At 41.5% G+C, this 17040-nt stretch carries 15 protein-coding genes; 9 read left to right on the forward strand and 6 right to left on the reverse strand.

Annotation, left to right across the window (positions count from 1 at the left end):
- Nucleotides 1-37 precede the first annotated feature (37 nt).
- Complete coding sequence (dmsD, locus tag FKQ60_RS07485; protein WP_170906256.1) at nucleotides 38-622, forward strand: Tat proofreading chaperone DmsD; 585 nt, start codon at nucleotides 38-40, stop codon at nucleotides 620-622.
- 93 nt (nucleotides 623-715) lie between these two features.
- Here the strand turns inward: dmsD and FKQ60_RS07490 are convergent, their stop codons facing one another.
- From FKQ60_RS07490 to ltnD, 6 genes are read right to left on the reverse strand one after another with little or no spacing between them, the layout of a single operon-like run.
- Nucleotides 716-2218: an SLC13 family permease gene (locus tag FKQ60_RS07490; protein WP_004396410.1), complete on the reverse strand. Its 1503-nt coding sequence runs from the start codon at nucleotides 2216-2218 to the stop codon at nucleotides 716-718.
- Nucleotides 2218-3189: a D-erythronate dehydrogenase gene (gene denD, locus FKQ60_RS07495; RefSeq protein ID WP_170906257.1), complete on the reverse strand. Its 972-nt coding sequence runs from the start codon at nucleotides 3187-3189 to the stop codon at nucleotides 2218-2220. The genes FKQ60_RS07490 and denD overlap by 1 nt, the downstream gene beginning before the upstream one ends.
- Before the next feature lie 43 nt (nucleotides 3190-3232).
- Nucleotides 3233-4009: a 2-oxo-tetronate isomerase gene (otnI, locus tag FKQ60_RS07500; protein WP_158137310.1), complete on the reverse strand. Its 777-nt coding sequence runs from the start codon at nucleotides 4007-4009 to the stop codon at nucleotides 3233-3235.
- Nucleotides 4009-4641 carry an aldolase gene (locus tag FKQ60_RS07505; protein WP_170906258.1) on the reverse strand — a complete coding sequence of 211 codons (633 nt, stop codon included), beginning with the start codon at nucleotides 4639-4641 and terminating at the stop codon, nucleotides 4009-4011. The genes otnI and FKQ60_RS07505 overlap by 1 nt, the downstream gene beginning before the upstream one ends.
- On the reverse strand, nucleotides 4638-5894 hold the full coding sequence (otnK, locus tag FKQ60_RS07510; RefSeq protein WP_170906259.1) for a 3-oxo-tetronate kinase: 1257 nt from the start codon (nucleotides 5892-5894) through the stop codon (nucleotides 4638-4640). Before otnK ends, FKQ60_RS07505 begins: the two co-directional genes overlap by 4 nt.
- A 2-nt stretch (nucleotides 5895-5896) precedes the next feature.
- The gene (gene ltnD / locus FKQ60_RS07515; protein ID WP_158137313.1) at nucleotides 5897-6802 is read right to left on the reverse strand and encodes an L-threonate dehydrogenase; all 906 of its coding nucleotides are present in this window, start codon (nucleotides 6800-6802) and stop codon (nucleotides 5897-5899) included.
- Between the two features lie 260 nt (nucleotides 6803-7062).
- Here ltnD and FKQ60_RS07520 point away from each other — a divergent pair, with 260 nt between their 5' ends.
- The 8 genes from FKQ60_RS07520 to FKQ60_RS07555 all read left to right on the forward strand — a co-directional run bounded on the left by FKQ60_RS07520 (nucleotide 7063) and on the right by FKQ60_RS07555 (nucleotide 17033).
- Nucleotides 7063-7833 carry a DeoR/GlpR family DNA-binding transcription regulator gene (locus FKQ60_RS07520; protein ID WP_040905030.1) on the forward strand — a complete coding sequence of 257 codons (771 nt, stop codon included), beginning with the start codon at nucleotides 7063-7065 and terminating at the stop codon, nucleotides 7831-7833.
- A gap of 301 nt (nucleotides 7834-8134) precedes the next feature.
- On the forward strand, nucleotides 8135-9115 hold the full coding sequence (locus FKQ60_RS07525; protein ID WP_170906260.1) for a tripartite tricarboxylate transporter substrate binding protein: 981 nt from the start codon (nucleotides 8135-8137) through the stop codon (nucleotides 9113-9115).
- A gap of 102 nt (nucleotides 9116-9217) precedes the next feature.
- The gene (locus tag FKQ60_RS07530; protein ID WP_158145059.1) at nucleotides 9218-9709 is read left to right on the forward strand and encodes a tripartite tricarboxylate transporter TctB family protein; all 492 of its coding nucleotides are present in this window, start codon (nucleotides 9218-9220) and stop codon (nucleotides 9707-9709) included.
- Nucleotides 9710-9721: 12 nt separating this feature from the next.
- On the forward strand, nucleotides 9722-11224 hold the full coding sequence (locus tag FKQ60_RS07535; RefSeq protein ID WP_154171092.1) for a tripartite tricarboxylate transporter permease: 1503 nt from the start codon (nucleotides 9722-9724) through the stop codon (nucleotides 11222-11224).
- Between the two features lie 195 nt (nucleotides 11225-11419).
- Entirely contained in the window at nucleotides 11420-13006 is a 1587-nt protein-coding gene (locus FKQ60_RS07540) for a sensor histidine kinase (protein ID WP_249374278.1), read from the forward strand.
- A 20-nt stretch (nucleotides 13007-13026) separates the two neighbouring features.
- Nucleotides 13027-13713 (forward strand): response regulator, encoded by a 687-nt coding sequence (locus FKQ60_RS07545; protein ID WP_154171090.1) that lies wholly within the window; start codon nucleotides 13027-13029, stop codon nucleotides 13711-13713.
- Between the two features lie 223 nt (nucleotides 13714-13936).
- Nucleotides 13937-15532, forward strand: coding sequence for an ABC-F family ATPase (locus tag FKQ60_RS07550; protein WP_158137317.1), 1596 nt, complete (start codon nucleotides 13937-13939; stop codon nucleotides 15530-15532).
- Between the two features lie 526 nt (nucleotides 15533-16058).
- On the forward strand, nucleotides 16059-17033 hold the full coding sequence (locus FKQ60_RS07555; protein WP_170906262.1) for an autoinducer 2 ABC transporter substrate-binding protein: 975 nt from the start codon (nucleotides 16059-16061) through the stop codon (nucleotides 17031-17033).
- The last annotated feature ends 7 nt before the right edge of the window (nucleotides 17034-17040 follow it).

Raw genomic sequence — 17040 nt, forward strand, 5'->3', positions numbered from 1 at the left:
TAGCCTCCTTCTTGGTAGATAAAGAGAGTTTATTTATATGAATGACATTATTACGCTAAGCTCTGTTTTAGGGAGTTTGCTGTATTACCCATTATCGCATCCTAAGAACCAAGAAATATTACATCAGTTGACCCAGTGGTCCGAACAGCCTTCTCATCCCTTTATTGATCTACTGGTTGCTCTGAAAAAAGACACACCAGAAGCGATCCTAGACGATTATCAACAGCTTTTTGAAGGTAGAGAAACCATGTTAGCGCCACCGTGGGGTTCCGTTTATTTAGATAAAGAACAAGTTATTTTTGGAGAAACGACGTTAACGCTACGTACTTTCTTACGTCAACATGGACTTGAAATTGATACAGGATTACGTGAACCAGAAGACCATTTTGGGCTTATGTTAATGCTACTCAGCCAACTGCTTGGTAATGATACAAGTCAAAAGAGTGTTCAACTATTACTGTCTCATCATCTGTTACCTTGGAGTTACCGTTACCTTACGCTGTTGAAACAATCGGCAAATACACAAGCCTATCAATGTTTGGCCGATATTGCTGAGCAGTGGTTAGAATATTTACAACAAGTTTTTTCAGTCCAAGCCGTGGTGATGAAACTCTATCGGTAATTTGGGTATTTTTATCGAGAATAAACCGATGAGGGTAGCTATCTTCATCGGTTTATTTAAATCATTCCGCTTTTATAAAAAGGGAAATGGATATTAATGATTTATTTTGGTAAGGCTCTGACTCATTGAACGACTCTGTGAACTCATAAAATAGAGACACCAGCCGAGAATAACAAGAGGTAGTAGAGGATCATAAATAGAGCCAGCGGTTCCAAAAATAAGGTTCAGTGTCATGATCAACGTACCGCCAATCGCCCAAGCTAGAGTGGTTGGAATGGTCCAAATCACCAATTGTTTGCGAACTTCTGTCACTCCCATTAGACGGTTGACAATATGGAATAGGCTGTCATTAAAATACCCCGCGAATAGACTGCCCATTGTTGCAGCGGAAGCGGCAAAAAGCATGTTCACATCTTGAATCTCGGCTAAAACTGGCGCAGAAATGGATGCTGCGGTAATCATTGAAACCGTCCCACTGCCCTGAATAACTCGCACTAATGTTGCGATAATAAACGGGATCATGATTGGTGAGATGGGTAATGAGGCGACTTGGTTAGCAATTTCAGCCCCAGCGCCTGACTCGCGTAGTACGTTGCCCAGAGCACCGCCAGCACCAGTAACGAGAAGGATGATCCCTGATGTTGAAATGCCTTGTTCCAGCTTCGCGGTTGTCTCTGCTTTGTCTAGGTATGGCGTCAAAGTGTATACCGCCAGTAATGTACTGATCGATAGCGCAATGATCGGGTGACCAAGGAATTGAATAGCCTGACCCAAAAAGCTGGTGCTAAATCCCGTTAATCCGAGTTGTTTCTCTGCCAGCTGTGTCAGCGAATTTGCTAGGATCAGTAAAATCGGTACCACGATAGGCATGATTGATTTAGTCAAAGAGGGTAATGCTTTTTCTGACTTTGACGCCATATAGTCCGCGTGAACTTTCTTCTGCTCTTCTGGTGCTTTAGCCAACGTCACTGGTGTCGCGTACTCAGGGAAATGCTTCTCTAGCCAACGCGCATACATGACAATTCCGGCCACTGATGGTAAAGCGATGAGCAAGCCAAAACCGAGCATCGAAGCGATATCTACACCAAAAATACTTGCTACTCCCAATGGTCCAGGTGTTGGTGGAATACAGTGGTGAGCGACGACAAGACCACCTGCTAGTGCGACCGTAAGAGTGAGAATCGAACGTTGAGAAGTTTTGGCCAAAGACTTAGCAATTGGATAAAGGATGATTAAGGCACTATCGACAAAGACGGGAATACTGACAATGTATCCGGTGATCGCTAACGCCAGCTCTTCCTTTCGTTTACCTAGCCATTTAATGAAATGATAGGCGATGGACTCACCAGCACCAGAGGTTTCCAAAATGGCTCCCATCATGACACCCAGACCAATGACAATGCCAATGCCACTTAAGGTACCGCCAAATCCTTGGCTGATGGCAGACATAGTTTCATTAACACTTAATCCACCAATCAAGCCCGCAATACAAGCGGCTGCAAGCATTGCGATCAAGACATGAACCCGAGTGCGCAGAACCAGAAATATCAAAACAAATACCGCGATGATCAAACCGATAACGGAAGTAGATAACATTATGCATCCTCCATTTCTACGACTGAGCAAGTCGTAAGGTAGCGAGAAAGAACGGCATTGAAATTGGCATCAACACTGAAACCTAGGTTGAGTTCCTTTGTATTATCAATAGCTTGAGGCCAGCTTGCTACGATCGATTCAATCGCTTTATCTTTTTTAATGGTGACGAGATCAGTGCGAGAAGGAGCCACTTGTTCTGCCATGGCAGCAAGCATAGTGCGTGGCGTAACTCTAATACCGGGTAAGTTAAAAGTTCGATAACCCTGGATAGCACTACGCTCCAGTCGGCTTGCGTGGATAATATTCTGAATGACAGTTTCTGGGCTGGATATCCACAGTCCGAGGTCAAGATCCACTGGACAGTTGGATGTTTGACCTTTTAGCGGTTCGCGAATCATGCCACTCACGAACGATGACGCGGCCTGATTGGGTACGCCGGGACGGATACAGATCGTTGGCAGACGAACGCTGATCGCATCAACCAGATTTTTGCGACCATAATCGTTCACCAACAGTTCGCCTATGGCTTTTTGTGTACCGTACGAAGAACTGGGCTGAGTCGCCGTCATTGGCGTCACTACCTCTGGTAGTGTTCCACCAAACACCGCGAGCGAACTAGAAAATACAAAGCGTATCTCTGAATTGACTTGACGACACTGTTCAAGCATTAACTGTGTTGCCGTCAAGTTGACCTTGATTCCAAGATCGAAATCTTGTTCTGCATGACTCGATACAATCGCAGCAAGGTGAAATACATGAGTGGTTTTCGGACCAATCAAGGTAGCCACCTGTTGTGGATCGGTGATGTCGGCGACGATGGCACTGACTCGTGGATCTTCAGTGATAGCACCGTTGGGTTTGACTCGATCGACAATCATTAAAGACTGAATCGAACCTGAATCTTGTTGGAGTAGGGTTTGAGCTAGTAGAGATCCGAGAAATCCGGCACCACCAGTGATTACGATGTTCATACACATGTCCTTGTTGTATTGCTTGTTATTATTGTTATGAGCGTTATAAGTAAGGCTTGACCCAGCCTAAGCCTTGTTCGGTAGTGGTTTTAGGTTTGTATTCGCACCCGATCCAGCCGTCATAACCGGAGTTATCCAGTACATCGAAGAGATACGGGTAGTTGATTTCACCGTCACTAGGTTCATTACGGTGTGGCACTGACGCAATTTGAATATGGCCAGTAAATGGCGCTAAATCGCGGATCAGAACATCCAGATCACCATCCATGATCTGTGCGTGGTACAGATCGAGTTGTAATTTCACATTCGGACGATTAACCATCTGAATCAATTCAACGGCACGCCGTTGATGAGAAATGAAGTAATGAGGAACATCGCGATGGTTTAGAGGTTCAATCAGTACATCAATGCCATGTTCGGCAAAGGTATCCGCAGCGTAACGAATGTTGGCGATAAAGGTATCGATGTGTTGTTGCAGGCTGTACGCTGGATCGATGATGCCTGACATAGCGTGTACTTTTTTGCAGTTGAGTGCTTTGGCATACATCAGTGTGGTGGCGACACTTTGCCTAAATTCTTGCTCACGCCCCGGTAGAGCCGCGAAGCCTTTTTCACCGGCATCCCAGTCGCCGGGAGGCATATTAAACAGCGCTTGTTCAAACCCGTATTGCTCTAATTTTTTCGCCAACACTTGTGGTTCGAAAGCATAAGGAAACAAAAATTCGATCGCCTTAAAGCCAGCACGATGTGCATGCTCAAAGCGTTCTATAAAAGGCACTTCGTTGAACAGCATGGTAAGGTTCGCAGCAAATTTAGCCATTACTTTCCTCTCCCTTTTAGGTCTTCCACCTCGACCTCTGTGAGGTAACGAACTGGATGGTTATTGAGTAAAAACATTAACTTGGCGGTTTCTTCTAATTCTTCAGCGTTATCCACGGCATCTTCTAGATCGGCGCCAGTGATAACTGGGCCGTGGTTAGCCAGTAAGAATGCACGGTAATCGGCGGCACGTTTAGCCAGTTCTTCGGCAATACGTGGTTCACCCGGGCGCAAATAGGGAATGACAGGTAATTGGCCGATACGCATCACGTAGTAAGGTGTGAAAGGGCGAATAGCATTATCAGCATCGAGATTATCGAGGCAGGAGAGCGCTGTCAGATAAGTAGAATGCAAATGCACAATTGCGTTACATTTCGGGTTGTTTCGGTAGATAGCTAGATGGAAGGCTATCTCTTTTGAAGCACGTTTACCGGAGAGCTGATTACCCTCAATATCCACCACAGATAATTCTTCGGCGATTAAACGGCCAAATGAAGAGCCTGTTGGTGTAGCGAGAAAATGGCCGTTTGGTAATTTCAATGATAGGTTTCCTGCACCACCCGTGGCGTAACCACGTTCAAACATGGAGCGTGCAAGGCTAACCATTTGTTCTCTAAGTTGTTGTTCTGTCATAGATAAAAATCCTGTGCTTTTTCGAAGAAACGTTCATCGCCGAAGTTACCTGACTTAAGCGCCAACGATAGTGAACCGTCGATAGATTGGACCCAAGGCACACCTGGAGCGATTTGTGGTCCGATGTGAAAACCAGTGACACCAAGGCTTTGGGTTACAATTCCGGATGTTTCACCGCCGGCAACAATAAAGTTTTTAATCCCAAACTCTTGCAATTGATGGGCAAGTTGACTGAAAAATTGCTCTACCGCTTCACTTGAAGTGGCCGCACCGTATTGCGTCTGAATGGCCTTGAGTTTGTCTGGATCTTCGGTGGCATACACAATGGGTGCGTAGTGACTATCAAGTTGCTCGGTGACCCAAATAAACGCTTGTTGTACATAGTTTTTATCGCGTAGACACGCTTCGACGTCGACGGCAAAATGCGGTGCTACCGATTGATAACGGGCGACTTGTTGATTCGTCATGACTGAGCAAGATCCAGAAAGCACGACACCGGGTGCTTTTGTCGGTAAGCCTGCCGATTGAGCTTCGCTTTGATCGGCCAGTTTGTTGGCCCAATTTTGAGCGATACCTGCAGCTAAGCCTGACCCACCAGTAATCAATTTGAGTGATTTCACTGCCTGACCGAGAGTAATCAGATGAGTGCTATTAATGGCATCAACAACCGCGTAGCGTTTTCCTTCCTCTTGTAATTGAGCAAAACGTGCAACAACGGCGTCTACACCTTGCTCAATGACTTGATAATTAACCAGACCACATTCACCTTGAGATTGGTTATTCATCAGACGAACTAAGCTCGAATCTGTCATTGGTGTTACAGGATGGTGGCGCATGCCCGATTCGTTCAGGAGTTCACCAAGCACAAATAGATAACCATTGAATACGGTACGGCCATTAACTGGCAGTGCTGGGCAAACGATAGTGAAGGTTTCATTTAGTTCTGCTAGTAGGGCATCGGTCACAGGACCGATATTGCCTTGTGCAGTACTATCGAAAGTCGAACAGTATTTAAAATAAAACTGCTGGCAGCCCTGAACTTGCAACCAACGAAGCGCTTCTAGTGATTGGTTGACGGCTTGTTCAGCGGGACATGAGCGGGATTTAAGGCTGATGACCACAGCATCGGCGTCTACATGAATGTTTTTCTTTGGTATGCCGTTGAGCTGTACAGTGCGCATGCCATTTTCAACCAGAAAACCTGCAATATCGGTTGCGCCAGTAAAATCATCAGCAATGACTCCAAGTAACATAATTATTTCTCCATGCCAGGTAGATTGATGCCATCAAAAATCTTGATCACTGCGCTGTCATCTTCTTGACCAAAACCTGCATTACTAGCAGAGATAAACATGTTGAGTGCAGTACTCGCTAGTGGCAGAGGGAATTTCAGGTCTTGTGCGGTATTGGCGACCAGATTAAGGTCTTTAACAAAGATATCGACCATTGATTTTGGCGAGTAGTCACCATCAACAACGTGTTTCATTCTGTTTTCAAACATCCAAGAATTACCTGCCGCGTTAGTGACCACGTCGTACATTAAATCGAGAGGAATATTGGCACGAGCGGCCAGGGCCATCGCTTCAGCTCCGGCAGCAATATGTACACCTGCCAAAAGTTGGTGAATGATTTTGACGGTAGCACCAAGACCAATTTCGGTACCGATGTTATAAACTTTGCCTGCCGTTGCCGCTAACACGGGAGCCAATTTAGTGAACGCCTCTATACTTCCGGATGCCATGATGGTCATATCACCGGCTTCGGCTTTTATTGCACCACCGGAAACGGGGGCGTCTAACATCAGCAGATGGTAAGACTTAAGGCCCGCTTCAATATCTTTTGCATCTTGGGCAGAGATGGTGGCAGACACCATGATGGCTGTGCCTGGTTTTAGGTTGGCGGCTAAACCTGAATCGAACAAAATCGATTTCACTTGCTTGGCGTTGATGACTAACAATAAAACCGCATCGAGTTCGTGAGCAAATAGATTGGCGTCGCTAGCTACCGCTTTCGCCCCGTAGTTACCTAGTGTTTCGAGAGCGATTGGGTTGAGGTCAATGCCGTACACATCGAGTCCTGCGCGAATACAGGATTTTGCAGCCCCCATCCCCATAGATCCTAATCCGATCACCGCTATCGATTTCACGGTTTGATTATCCATATACTTATCTCGCATTGAAGATTGATGTTAATTTGTGTTATTAATTGTGATTCTATGTGATAGTCGGCGAGGTGTCATGCGTCATTTGTCACATATATTAACAATAATTAGTAATAATATGGAAAATAACTAGATGTTCACACTTTACAGCTTCAGTTTTTCTCCAGAATTTGTTTGTTTTTAACAATAGTTAACACAACTTCACACCATGGCTGATGACTGATAATATGAGTACACTCATTACTTATAGCTAAGTCATTATGATTCCAGCAGAACGTCACAAAACTATCCTATCTCTGCTTTCACAACAGGAAGTGATCAGCATTAACGAACTGGTTGAGCAATTAGAGGTGTCGCACATGACCATTCGTCGCGATATCGCTAAACTCGAAAAATTGGGTAAGGTATTGTCCGTGTCAGGCGGTGTGCAACTGACTAAAGTGCTGCATCAGGAGCCTTCTCATGATGCTAAAGCGACGCAACACGCTAATGAGAAAGCGATGATTGGCCTTATTGCTAGCCAGTTGGTGCAACAAAATGCTACGGTTTATCTTGATGCTGGGACCACTACACTGGAAATCGCTCATCAACTTGCTAGCCGTGATGATCTGCTTTTTATTACTAACGATTTTGTTATTGCGGCTTTTCTAACCCATCACAGTAAAAGCGAGCTTTATCATACGGGCGGAAGAATTGATCGTGAGAATCAGTCCAGCGTAGGGAGTAAAGTGTCAGACTTTCTGGCGGGAATGAATGTGGATATCGCGTTTGTCTCAACTTCATCATGGAATCTGCGCGGTATCTCTACGCCCAGTGAGCCTAAGGTCATTGTCAAAAGGGCTGTCGCAGCGGCAGCACAAAAAGTCATCCTTGTCTCTGACTCTTCTAAATATGGCAAAGTTGCCACCTTTCATGCGCTCGATATGCAGTGTTTTGATGTGGTGATCACTGACCGGGCATTTCCAATCAGTGTCCGACAAGAATTAGCAGAAGAAGGGATTTCGGTGTTGATCGAGAGTAAAAACTCTTAATCATTATTTCATAAACTCGTCATGTTTTTTCAGATTGGTGTCAGCTACTACTTAGATCAATGGTTTAGCTGACGTCTGCCTTTGTCGGTCAATAATTAACATCATAAAAACCATAAACACCATAAGCGGTATGGTAAAAAGTGTCCTTCCTCTCGTTAATTTACTTTATTGTCACTTAATGTAAACAAGTTGAAAACATTATAAGTTGTTTTAATTAACCATTGTTAGTAGAGCAACAATATAAGCCAGATTAAAAACTATAAAAAATAATTTACATTAAGTCAGACACAAGGATAGAACGATGAATAAAGTAAAATATATCTCTGTAACATGGTTTATAATACTTAGCTCTTTATTAGGGGTATCCTCTGCTTTTGCGAAATCATATCCTCCAAGAACCATTAATATGGTTGCTCCAGCGGGTGCGGGTGGAGGATGGGATATTACGATTCGTACCGTAGCTAAGACATTAAAAGATGAGGGGATTATTAATGCGAATCTACCGGTGATTAATCGTCCCGGTGGCGGAGGTGCAGTAAATTTGGCTTATATGCAAAGTCAGAAAGGTAAAGGAGACTTAATTTCTGTTTATTCTCCTCCGATCTTACTGACTCATTTAGTCGGTTTAACACCATACAGTTATCAAGATACGACCCCTATTGCGCGCTTAATTACGGATTATGCCGCTTTTGTTGTGCCTAAAAATTCTCCTTATACCTCAATTAATCAGGTTATGGAGGCGCTAAAACAAGATCCTAAGTCTATTAAAATAGGTGGTACATCCGCTGCTGGCTCAATGGACCATATTCAATTTCTCTTAGTGGCGAAAGCTGCTGGGGTTAATAATTTAAAAAATATAGATTATATATCATTTCAAGACGGTGGAGTTGTTGCTCAGGTTTTAGGCGGACACATTGATTTGATTTCAACAGGGTTAGGCGATGTAGCTGGTTTAATACAAAGTGGTGAGTTGAGAGCATTAGCTCAAACTGCTGATAAACGAGTAGGTGAAGGGATGATGGCCGAAATTCCTACCGTTAGAGAGCAGGGAATTGATGTGGTTTTTGAAAATTGGCGTGGTTTATTTGGGCCGAAAGATATGCCAGAAGAAGCCATCAATTATTGGCGTGATGCTTTAGAGAAAATGATTCATACCGATAGCTGGAAAGCCGCATTACAACGCAATGGATGGGATGATGCTTATCTGGATTTTGATGATTTTCAACCATTCTTAGAAAATACGAATCAACAATATAATGCCTTGATTAAAGAAGTTTTCTAGAGTTATATAAATTTTCAATACAGAAATAAACCAATCGCCTAGATAAAAATTATCGTTATAGGTATTGGTTTATTCTCTTGTACATTTATGGATGATATAAATATGAAAGATTATAGTAAATCTAATTGGGATGGATTGACCGGTATTATCAGTATTCTCTTTGGCTTAAGTTATGGTAGTTACGCCTATTTATTACCAAGGCCTATATTTGGTAATGAGTGGGAACCGATTATTATGCCTTTGTCGATCTCGATTTTTATGATTGTGATTGGATTATTATTAGTCGTTAATGGTCGATTTTCTCCATCAATGACAGCAATAATGAAGACGATTGATGAGCATTCAAAAAATAAGATTAATACATATAGGGTATTATCAACATGTTTAATTTCCTTGCTGTATTCTTTTATGTTTGAGCCTGTTGGCTTTCTTATAAGCACGATGTTTTTTATGCTGATGATGTTAATGGTTACATGTGGTATTAAACGTTGGAAGCAATCATTAGTCATTGGTGTGGTTTTTTCTGTTGGGATTTACTTCATTTTCAATGAATTATTATCCATTAATTTACCTAGCGGAACACTTTTTAGTTAAGGAAAATTAACTATGACAGATATATTTACGAATCTTTTTAATGGCTTTGGGATTGCTTTACAGCCTTATTATCTTCTACTGATAACACTTGGTGGGATCATGGGAACGATTATCGGCATGCTACCGGGTCTTGGTCCGGCGACGGGCGTTGCCGTTCTATTGCCCATGACTTATGCCATGGGGCCTACGGCATCATTAATTACGATGACAGGGATCTATATGGGGGCGATGTTTGGTGGTTCCCGTAGCTCGATTTTAATCAATACACCCGGAGACGGTGCTGCCTTGGCGGCAACCTTCGATGGTTATCCGATGGCAATGAAAGGGCGTGCAGAAGCCGCACTTGCTATCTCAGCAATCGCATCATTGATCGGAGGTACTATCGCTGCGGTGCTCATGACCTTTCTTGCTGAGCCTGTAGCCAACTTTGCGATTAGATTTGGTCCAGCAGAATATTTTATGTTAATGCTAGCCGCCCTTTCGATGACGGTTTCTATGTCTAAAGGCAATATGCTGAAAGGTTTCTTCTCTATGGCAATAGGGTTAGCGATTGCAACAATCGGCATTGATGCTCAATCCGGATTAAGTCGTTTTACTTTTGGTTCCCTTGAGCTCCAAACAGGTGTTGACTTCTTGGTGGTGATCATTGGCATTTATGCATTAGGAGAAGTGCTGAAAAGCATGACAACCTTAGGTGATGGTAGTAAAAAAGCACAAACTCAGTTTAAACGGATTTGGATCAGTAAAGAGGATTGGCGCAGATCGAAATGGCCCATTTTACGTAGTGCCCCTGTTGGTTTTATTGTCGGGGCACTCCCCGGCGCAGGGGGAACAATGGCATCGTTACTTTGTTATAATAATGAGAAACAACTCTCACCCAACAAAGATGAATTTGGCAAAGGTGCGATAGAAGGCCTAGCCGCTCCTGAATCAGCAAATAACTCAGCATCCATTGGAGCGATGATTCCTATGCTCTCATTAGGTATCCCTGGTTCAGGTACGACGGCAGTCATGATGGGGGCCTTATTAATGTTAGGAATACAACCTGGGCCGCTTTTATTTACCCAGCATCCAGAAACAGCATGGGGATTGATCGCAAGTTTATTTGTCGCGAATATTATTCTGGCTTTTGTAAATATTCCATTAGCAGGTGTTTTAGTTCGTATGCTCGCTATCCCTGCGAATGTTTTATATCCTATCGTTTTAGGGCTTGCTTTCGTGGGCTGCTATGCCATTGGGAATTCTGTGGTAGATTTTTATATCTTAATTTTATTAGGTATAGTTGGGTTTATTATGCACAAACTGGTTATTCCTACTGCACCAATGATTCTTGCTGTTATTGTTGGCAGCCAAATGGAACAGTCGTTTAGGCAAGCATTTCGGATCTCTAATCAAGAGTTCAGTATTTTTGTTCAATCAGGAATTACTCAATTTCTATTGATAGTGACAATTTTTTCAATCTGTTGGCCATTAATAAACTCATTTAGAAATAAAAGCCTTTCAAACATGGCTTAAGATAACTATTTCAAAGGGTAAAGTCATTTTGTGACTTTACCCTTTTTTTTGTTAATTTCTGGTAGTAAAGTTGTTGTCTTTAGGTATGCTGTGGAATACCTAAGTTGTGTAATTATATGAGTGAATATGTATAAGGTAATGCGTAAAAATCTGGACGTGATTCAGATAAATAGCAATCGAAACCGATGTTTTTTTATGCATTTACGCTTTCGTAATAAGATATTCTTATTGCTTACTTTTTTACTCCTAATTCAATTCCTTTACATGGCCTGGGGATTCTATCAAGCATTATCCTCTTCTATTGATGATCAAGTTCGTACTCGTGCATTATTACAAGCTCAAGATATTGCTAGTGATCCAGAGTTGATTACTTTAGTAGAAACAAAAAACATTACAGAAATTCACAAGGCGATTGAGCGTATCATGCATTATTCTGATGCGAGCTTTATTGTTATTGGTGATCAAAATGGTATTCGCTTATTTCATCCAGAGCCGGATCGTATAGGTTATCCAATGCAAGGTGATGATAATGCGGGAGCTTTATTAAGAAAGGAATCGTATACTTCTTTGCGAGAAGGGAGTTTAGGTTATGGTATACGAGGGAAGTCACCGATTATTGATAGCCAAGGTAATATTATTGGTGTGGTTTCAGTCGGTTATCTGTTAACACGGTTTCAATATTGGCTTAAAGACTACTTTCGTCCTTTGATTATTGATGCCTTATTATTAATTTCTATTTCATTATTATTAGTCTGGTTGTTTTCTCGGCACATACAAAGAAAAATGAATAATATGGAACCAGAAGAAATTTCGCTCTCTTGGGAAATTCAGCAATCTATTTTATATGCTGTCTATGAGGGTATTATTGCGGTTGATTTACAAGGTAGGATAATTGTTATAAATCCAGCAGCAAAACGCTATCTTCCATGCGGTTCAGAAGAAAATATTAACATTAGAGATTATCTTAATGATTGTAGTTGGTTAGATAATAAGAGTTCGCTCATCGATAAACAGAAAGATGAGTTTTATCGATTAAACCATCATCAAATTATCGCTAATCGAGAACCCATATTACATAATAAAAATCTTGTTGGTTGGGTTCTGAGCTTTCGTGAGCAGAATGATGTGTATGCGGTCTCTGCAAGCTTAACTCAAATTAAACAATATAGTGATAATTTTCGTGTTCTTCGTCATGAGTTTTCTAATAAGTTAACGACACTTTCTGGATTGTTAAAAATGGGAAAGATTCAAGAGGCGATGATATTAATTAATAATGAAAGTGGGAGTAAACAAGAGCTGTTAGACTTTATTCAGCATTCTATCCGCGTCAATCAAGTCGCTGCATTTTTACTAGGAAAAGCTTTACGTGCACAAGAGTTAAATATTGATTTTCGTTTAGATCCCACTTGTCAGTTAAGTAACAATCAAACAAAGTTAGATGATCATCAATTATGCACAGTATTAGGAAATTTGATTGATAATGCCTTTGATTCATGTCGAATAAATCAAACGAAGAGTCCTTATGTTGGTATTTTAATTACCGATGCAGGACAAGATATTTTGATTGAAGTGTCTGACAATGGAAGTGGTCTGTCTATACAGGAAAAGGAAGTAATATGGAATCGAGGTGTGACTCGTAAAGATGATAAGGAAGATCATGGTCTTGGGCTATATCTTGTCGATCACTATGTAAAGCAAGCGGGTGGTTTTATTAACATTGATAATGCTGAACCTCAGGGATGTATTTTTTCTTTATTTATCCCCAACTATATTAATAATTAGCATAAAGTCAGGAGGGAGGAATGGAAACGATTGATATCGTTATTGTTGAGGATGACGTAAATATTACTAATATTTATTTGGATATCATTCAAGGTTTTAGTCGATTTACTGTTGTCGGGATCGCTGAGTCTCAGAAGATAGCTCGCACGATTATTCAAGCTTATCAACCACAGCTTATCTTACTCGATAACTATCTTCCGGATGGTTTAGGTATTGATTTATATCGTGATATTCTTGCTCAGAAAAAGAAAAGAAAACAAGATGTTGTACTTATCACAGCATCAGATGACGTAAATACGGTTCAAGAAGCAATGCAGCTTGGTTGTTTTGACTATTTACTCAAACCTATATCTTTTGATCGATTTCAACAAACATTACAACGTTATTTAGATCTCAATAATGCAATGAAAGCTTATGATAATTTAAATCAAAAATACATTGATGAGTTATTTAATATTCAGCACAGAAAGCAGCAAGTTAGCCTTCTACCTAAAGGTATAGAGCAGATAACATTAGATAAAATTATTCGTCTATTATCTTTAAATAGTGGCGATAAATTTACCGTTGAAAAAGTGAGTCTACATACTGGTGTGAGTAAAACCACAGCTCGGAGATATTTAGAATATTGTGCCACTCATGGACTTATTATTAGTGAAAACGAATACGGTAAAGTTGGTCGTCCCGAGCGTGTTTATACTAAAAATTAACCTTTCTTATTTTAAATAATTATTGTTATTCAGTAATAAGGTATTTTAAATTGGATGTATTTTTCATATTGATTACCGCTTATTGTCTATTTTTGTTAGATGAACGATTTGTCTGCAAATTTAGGTGATATTTGTCACAGAAAATGCTACCATCGGCGGTATTTTTTAAAGGTTAGTTTTGCTTACCTTTTGTTTATCATCATCCGACAACTTGGAATTTTTTGTGTTAACGACTGCAAACATCACCATGCAATTTGGCGATAAGCCATTATTTGAAAATATCTCGATTAAATTTGGTAATGGCAATCGCTATGGCCTGATTGGCGCAAACGGTTGTGGTAAATCCACCTTTATGAAAATCCTTAGCGGTGAACTTGAACCCTCTTCTGGTACGGTTTCCACTGATCCCAATGAGCGGATGGCAAAACTTGGCCAAGATCAGTTCGCTTTTGAGAACTATACCGTGGTCGATACAGTGATCATGGGTCATAAAGAATTGTGGAAAGTAAAAGAAGAACGCGACCGCATTTATGCGTTACCGGAAATGACCGATGAAGATGGTATGCGAGTGGGCGATCTTGAAACTGAATTTGCTGAAATGGACGGCTATTCAGCAGAAGCTCGCGCCGGAGAGTTGCTACTTGGGCTTGGCATTCCTGAAGCGCAGCATTTTGGTTTAATGAGTGAAGTGGCTCCTGGTCTGAAACTTCGAGTTTTGCTGGCGCAAGTGTTATTTGCCGAACCAGAAATCATGCTGCTTGATGAACCGACCAACAACTTGGACATGCATACCATCGCTTGGTTGGAACAAGTGCTATTGGCGCGTAACTGCACCATGATCATTATTTCTCACGACCGCCACTTTTTAAATACCGTATGTACTCATATGGCGGATTTAGACTATGGTGAGCTGCGTCTTTTCCACGGTAACTATGATGAATACATGAGTGCGGCTGAACAAGCTCGTGAGCGTTTACATGCTGACAACGCAAAGAAAAAGGCGCAAATCGCTGAGCTACAAACCTTTGTGAGCCGCTTTTCTGCTAACGCTTCAAAAGCCAAGCAAGCCACGTCGCGTCAAAAGCAGTTGGATAAAATTCAGCTACAAGAGGTTAAGCCATCAAGCCGTCAATCTCCGTTTATTCGCTTTGATCAAAAGAAAGAGTTATTCCGTAATGCGTTAGAAGTTGAAGGTCTAAAGCAAGGTTATGGCGATAATATTCTGTTTGATAACGTCAATTTAATGGTAGAAGTGGGTGAGCGCATCGCCATCATCGGTGAAAACGGGATTGGTAAATCAACCATGCTCAATACCTTAGCAGGTGCAATGGAGCCGATGGCAGGCATGATCAAGTGGTCTGAAAACAATCACATCGGTTTCTACGCACAAGATCACGCTCATGATTTCAGTGAAGATATGACGTTATTGGATTGGATGAGCCAGTGGAAAAACGAAGGGGAAGATGAGCAAACGGTGCGAGGCATTTTAGGTCGTATGCTGTTTTCACAAAACGACATCAAAAAGTCGGTTAAAGTGATTTCTGGTGGTGAACAAGGTCGAATGCTATTTGGTAAGTTAATCATGCAAAAACCGAACATTTTGTTGATGGACGAACCAACCAACCACATGGATATGGAATCGATTGAAGCGTTGAACCTGGCGTTAGAGAACTACAAAGGTACTTTGCTGTTTGTCTCCCATGACCGCCAATTCGTTTCTTCTATTGCCACACGGATCATTGAGATCACTAAACAAGGTGTCAACGATTTCCACGGCACCTACGATGAATACTTGGCGAAACAAGGTTTGATAGGCTAATCAGGTACATCATGAACCTCTATGAAGCCATCGCATTGCGCGATGGCTTTTTGTTTATTGGGCTGCAAACTGAAATTCTAGGACAAATAACCGGTTACTTAGTGACAAAAAAACGAGAATAAAGCGGTTATAACATTCGTTGTTGAGTGTTTTTTGTTCGTTCAAGAGTCAAAATTATGGTGGTATTGAAGAGTAAAAGTGATCTTATTCATATATTTATCAAAATACGGTTTTTAGGCTAAGAGCTTACTGACTATTTTTTTGTTTTTTTAATTTTTTGATTTTTTTGTTTTTATTTTGTTAATTAAAGGGTAATTAATTGATCTTTTTCATGGCTTTTTTATTCGTAATTTTACACCTCCCTATGATTTTTACTGATATGAGATTTCATATTAACTAGATATTAACATATTCGTGTCTGCATCACGTTTTCTCTATTGGGTATCAATATTGTATTGAAATCCGATTTAACATTCTTTCATCGATTCACCTTAACCCTACATACCACAAGAAAGGATTGATGAAGATGAAAAAGGTCTTATTAAAAGCCGCCGTATTAACGCTTGCTATTGCTGCTGCGGGAGCACAAGCGAAAGATTACGAGATTGTAAACGTAGTAAAAGTCTCTGGTATTCCTTGGTTTAACCAAATGAATAAAGGGATAGAACAAGCTGCCACCGATTTTGGTGTGAATGCACGCCAACTGGGTCCTTCTACGCCAGATCCCGCTCAGCAAGTGAAAATTATTGAAGATTTAATCGCAAAGGGTGTGGATGCGATTACTGTTGTCCCTAATGATGTGACCGTGCTTGAGCCCGTATTTAAGAAAGCACGTGAAAAAGGCATTATTGTTTTGACCCACGAATCTCCCGATGGTCATAGTGCCGATTGGGATATCGAAACGATCGATAACCAAGCCTATGCGAGAGCGACCATGGATGAACTCGCAAAGAATATGGGAGAGAAAGGTGGTTATGCCGTGTATGTGGGTTCATTAACGGTGCCTCTGCATAATAACTGGGCAAATTTAGCCATTGATTACCAGAAAAAAACCTACCCCAATATGTATGAAGTTACTAGCCGTATGCCAGTGGCGGAAAGTATCGATCAATCTTATGCTGCCACTAATGACTTGATGAAAGCGCACTCAGACATGTCTGGCATTGTCTCTTATGGTTCACTTGGCGGTATTGGTGCTGGGGAAGCGATCAGAAAGAAACGAGCAAAAGATAAGATCAGCGTAGTGGGCATTATGATGCCAAGTCAAGCGGCTCCTTATTTGGCTCGTGGGGAAATTAAAAAGGGTTTCTTATGGAACCCCGCTGATGCAGGCTATGCCATGGTGGCTGTTGCGAAGCAGATGCTAGAAGGAAAAGATGTCTCAAAAGGCGTGACAGTTGAAGGGCTTGGTGAGGCGGACATTGATACCGAAAATCGTGTCATCAAATTCAATAGAATCTTAGAAGTGGATAACACTAACGCTCGTCAGTTAGGTTTTTAACGGCTTA

Source organism: Vibrio sp. A11, from assembly GCF_013048705.1.
GTDB classification, from domain to species: Bacteria; Pseudomonadota; Gammaproteobacteria; order Enterobacterales; family Vibrionaceae; genus Vibrio; species Vibrio metschnikovii.

Excerpts from the sequence above, each read along its gene's own strand:
- FKQ60_RS07555 (WP_170906262.1), top strand. The coding sequence starts at position 16,059 with ATGAAAAAGGTCTTATTAAAAGCCGCCGTATTAACGCTTGCTATTGCT.
- FKQ60_RS07525 (WP_170906260.1), top strand. The coding sequence starts at position 8,135 with ATGAATAAAGTAAAATATATCTCTGTAACATGGTTTATAATACTTAGC.
- denD (WP_170906257.1), bottom strand. The coding sequence starts at position 3,189 with ATGAACATCGTAATCACTGGTGGTGCCGGATTTCTCGGATCTCTACTA.
- otnK (WP_170906259.1), bottom strand. The coding sequence starts at position 5,894 with ATGTTACTTGGAGTCATTGCTGATGATTTTACTGGCGCAACCGATATT.
- otnI (WP_158137310.1), bottom strand. The coding sequence starts at position 4,009 with ATGGCTAAATTTGCTGCGAACCTTACCATGCTGTTCAACGAAGTGCCT.
- dmsD (WP_170906256.1), top strand. The coding sequence starts at position 38 with ATGAATGACATTATTACGCTAAGCTCTGTTTTAGGGAGTTTGCTGTAT.
- FKQ60_RS07520 (WP_040905030.1), top strand. The coding sequence starts at position 7,063 with ATGATTCCAGCAGAACGTCACAAAACTATCCTATCTCTGCTTTCACAA.
- FKQ60_RS07530 (WP_158145059.1), top strand. The coding sequence starts at position 9,218 with ATGAAAGATTATAGTAAATCTAATTGGGATGGATTGACCGGTATTATC.
- ltnD (WP_158137313.1), bottom strand. The coding sequence starts at position 6,802 with ATGGATAATCAAACCGTGAAATCGATAGCGGTGATCGGATTAGGATCT.
- FKQ60_RS07505 (WP_170906258.1), bottom strand. The coding sequence starts at position 4,641 with ATGACAGAACAACAACTTAGAGAACAAATGGTTAGCCTTGCACGCTCC.
- FKQ60_RS07540 (WP_249374278.1), top strand. The coding sequence starts at position 11,420 with ATGCATTTACGCTTTCGTAATAAGATATTCTTATTGCTTACTTTTTTA.
- FKQ60_RS07535 (WP_154171092.1), top strand. The coding sequence starts at position 9,722 with ATGACAGATATATTTACGAATCTTTTTAATGGCTTTGGGATTGCTTTA.
- FKQ60_RS07545 (WP_154171090.1), top strand. The coding sequence starts at position 13,027 with ATGGAAACGATTGATATCGTTATTGTTGAGGATGACGTAAATATTACT.
- FKQ60_RS07490 (WP_004396410.1), bottom strand. The coding sequence starts at position 2,218 with ATGTTATCTACTTCCGTTATCGGTTTGATCATCGCGGTATTTGTTTTG.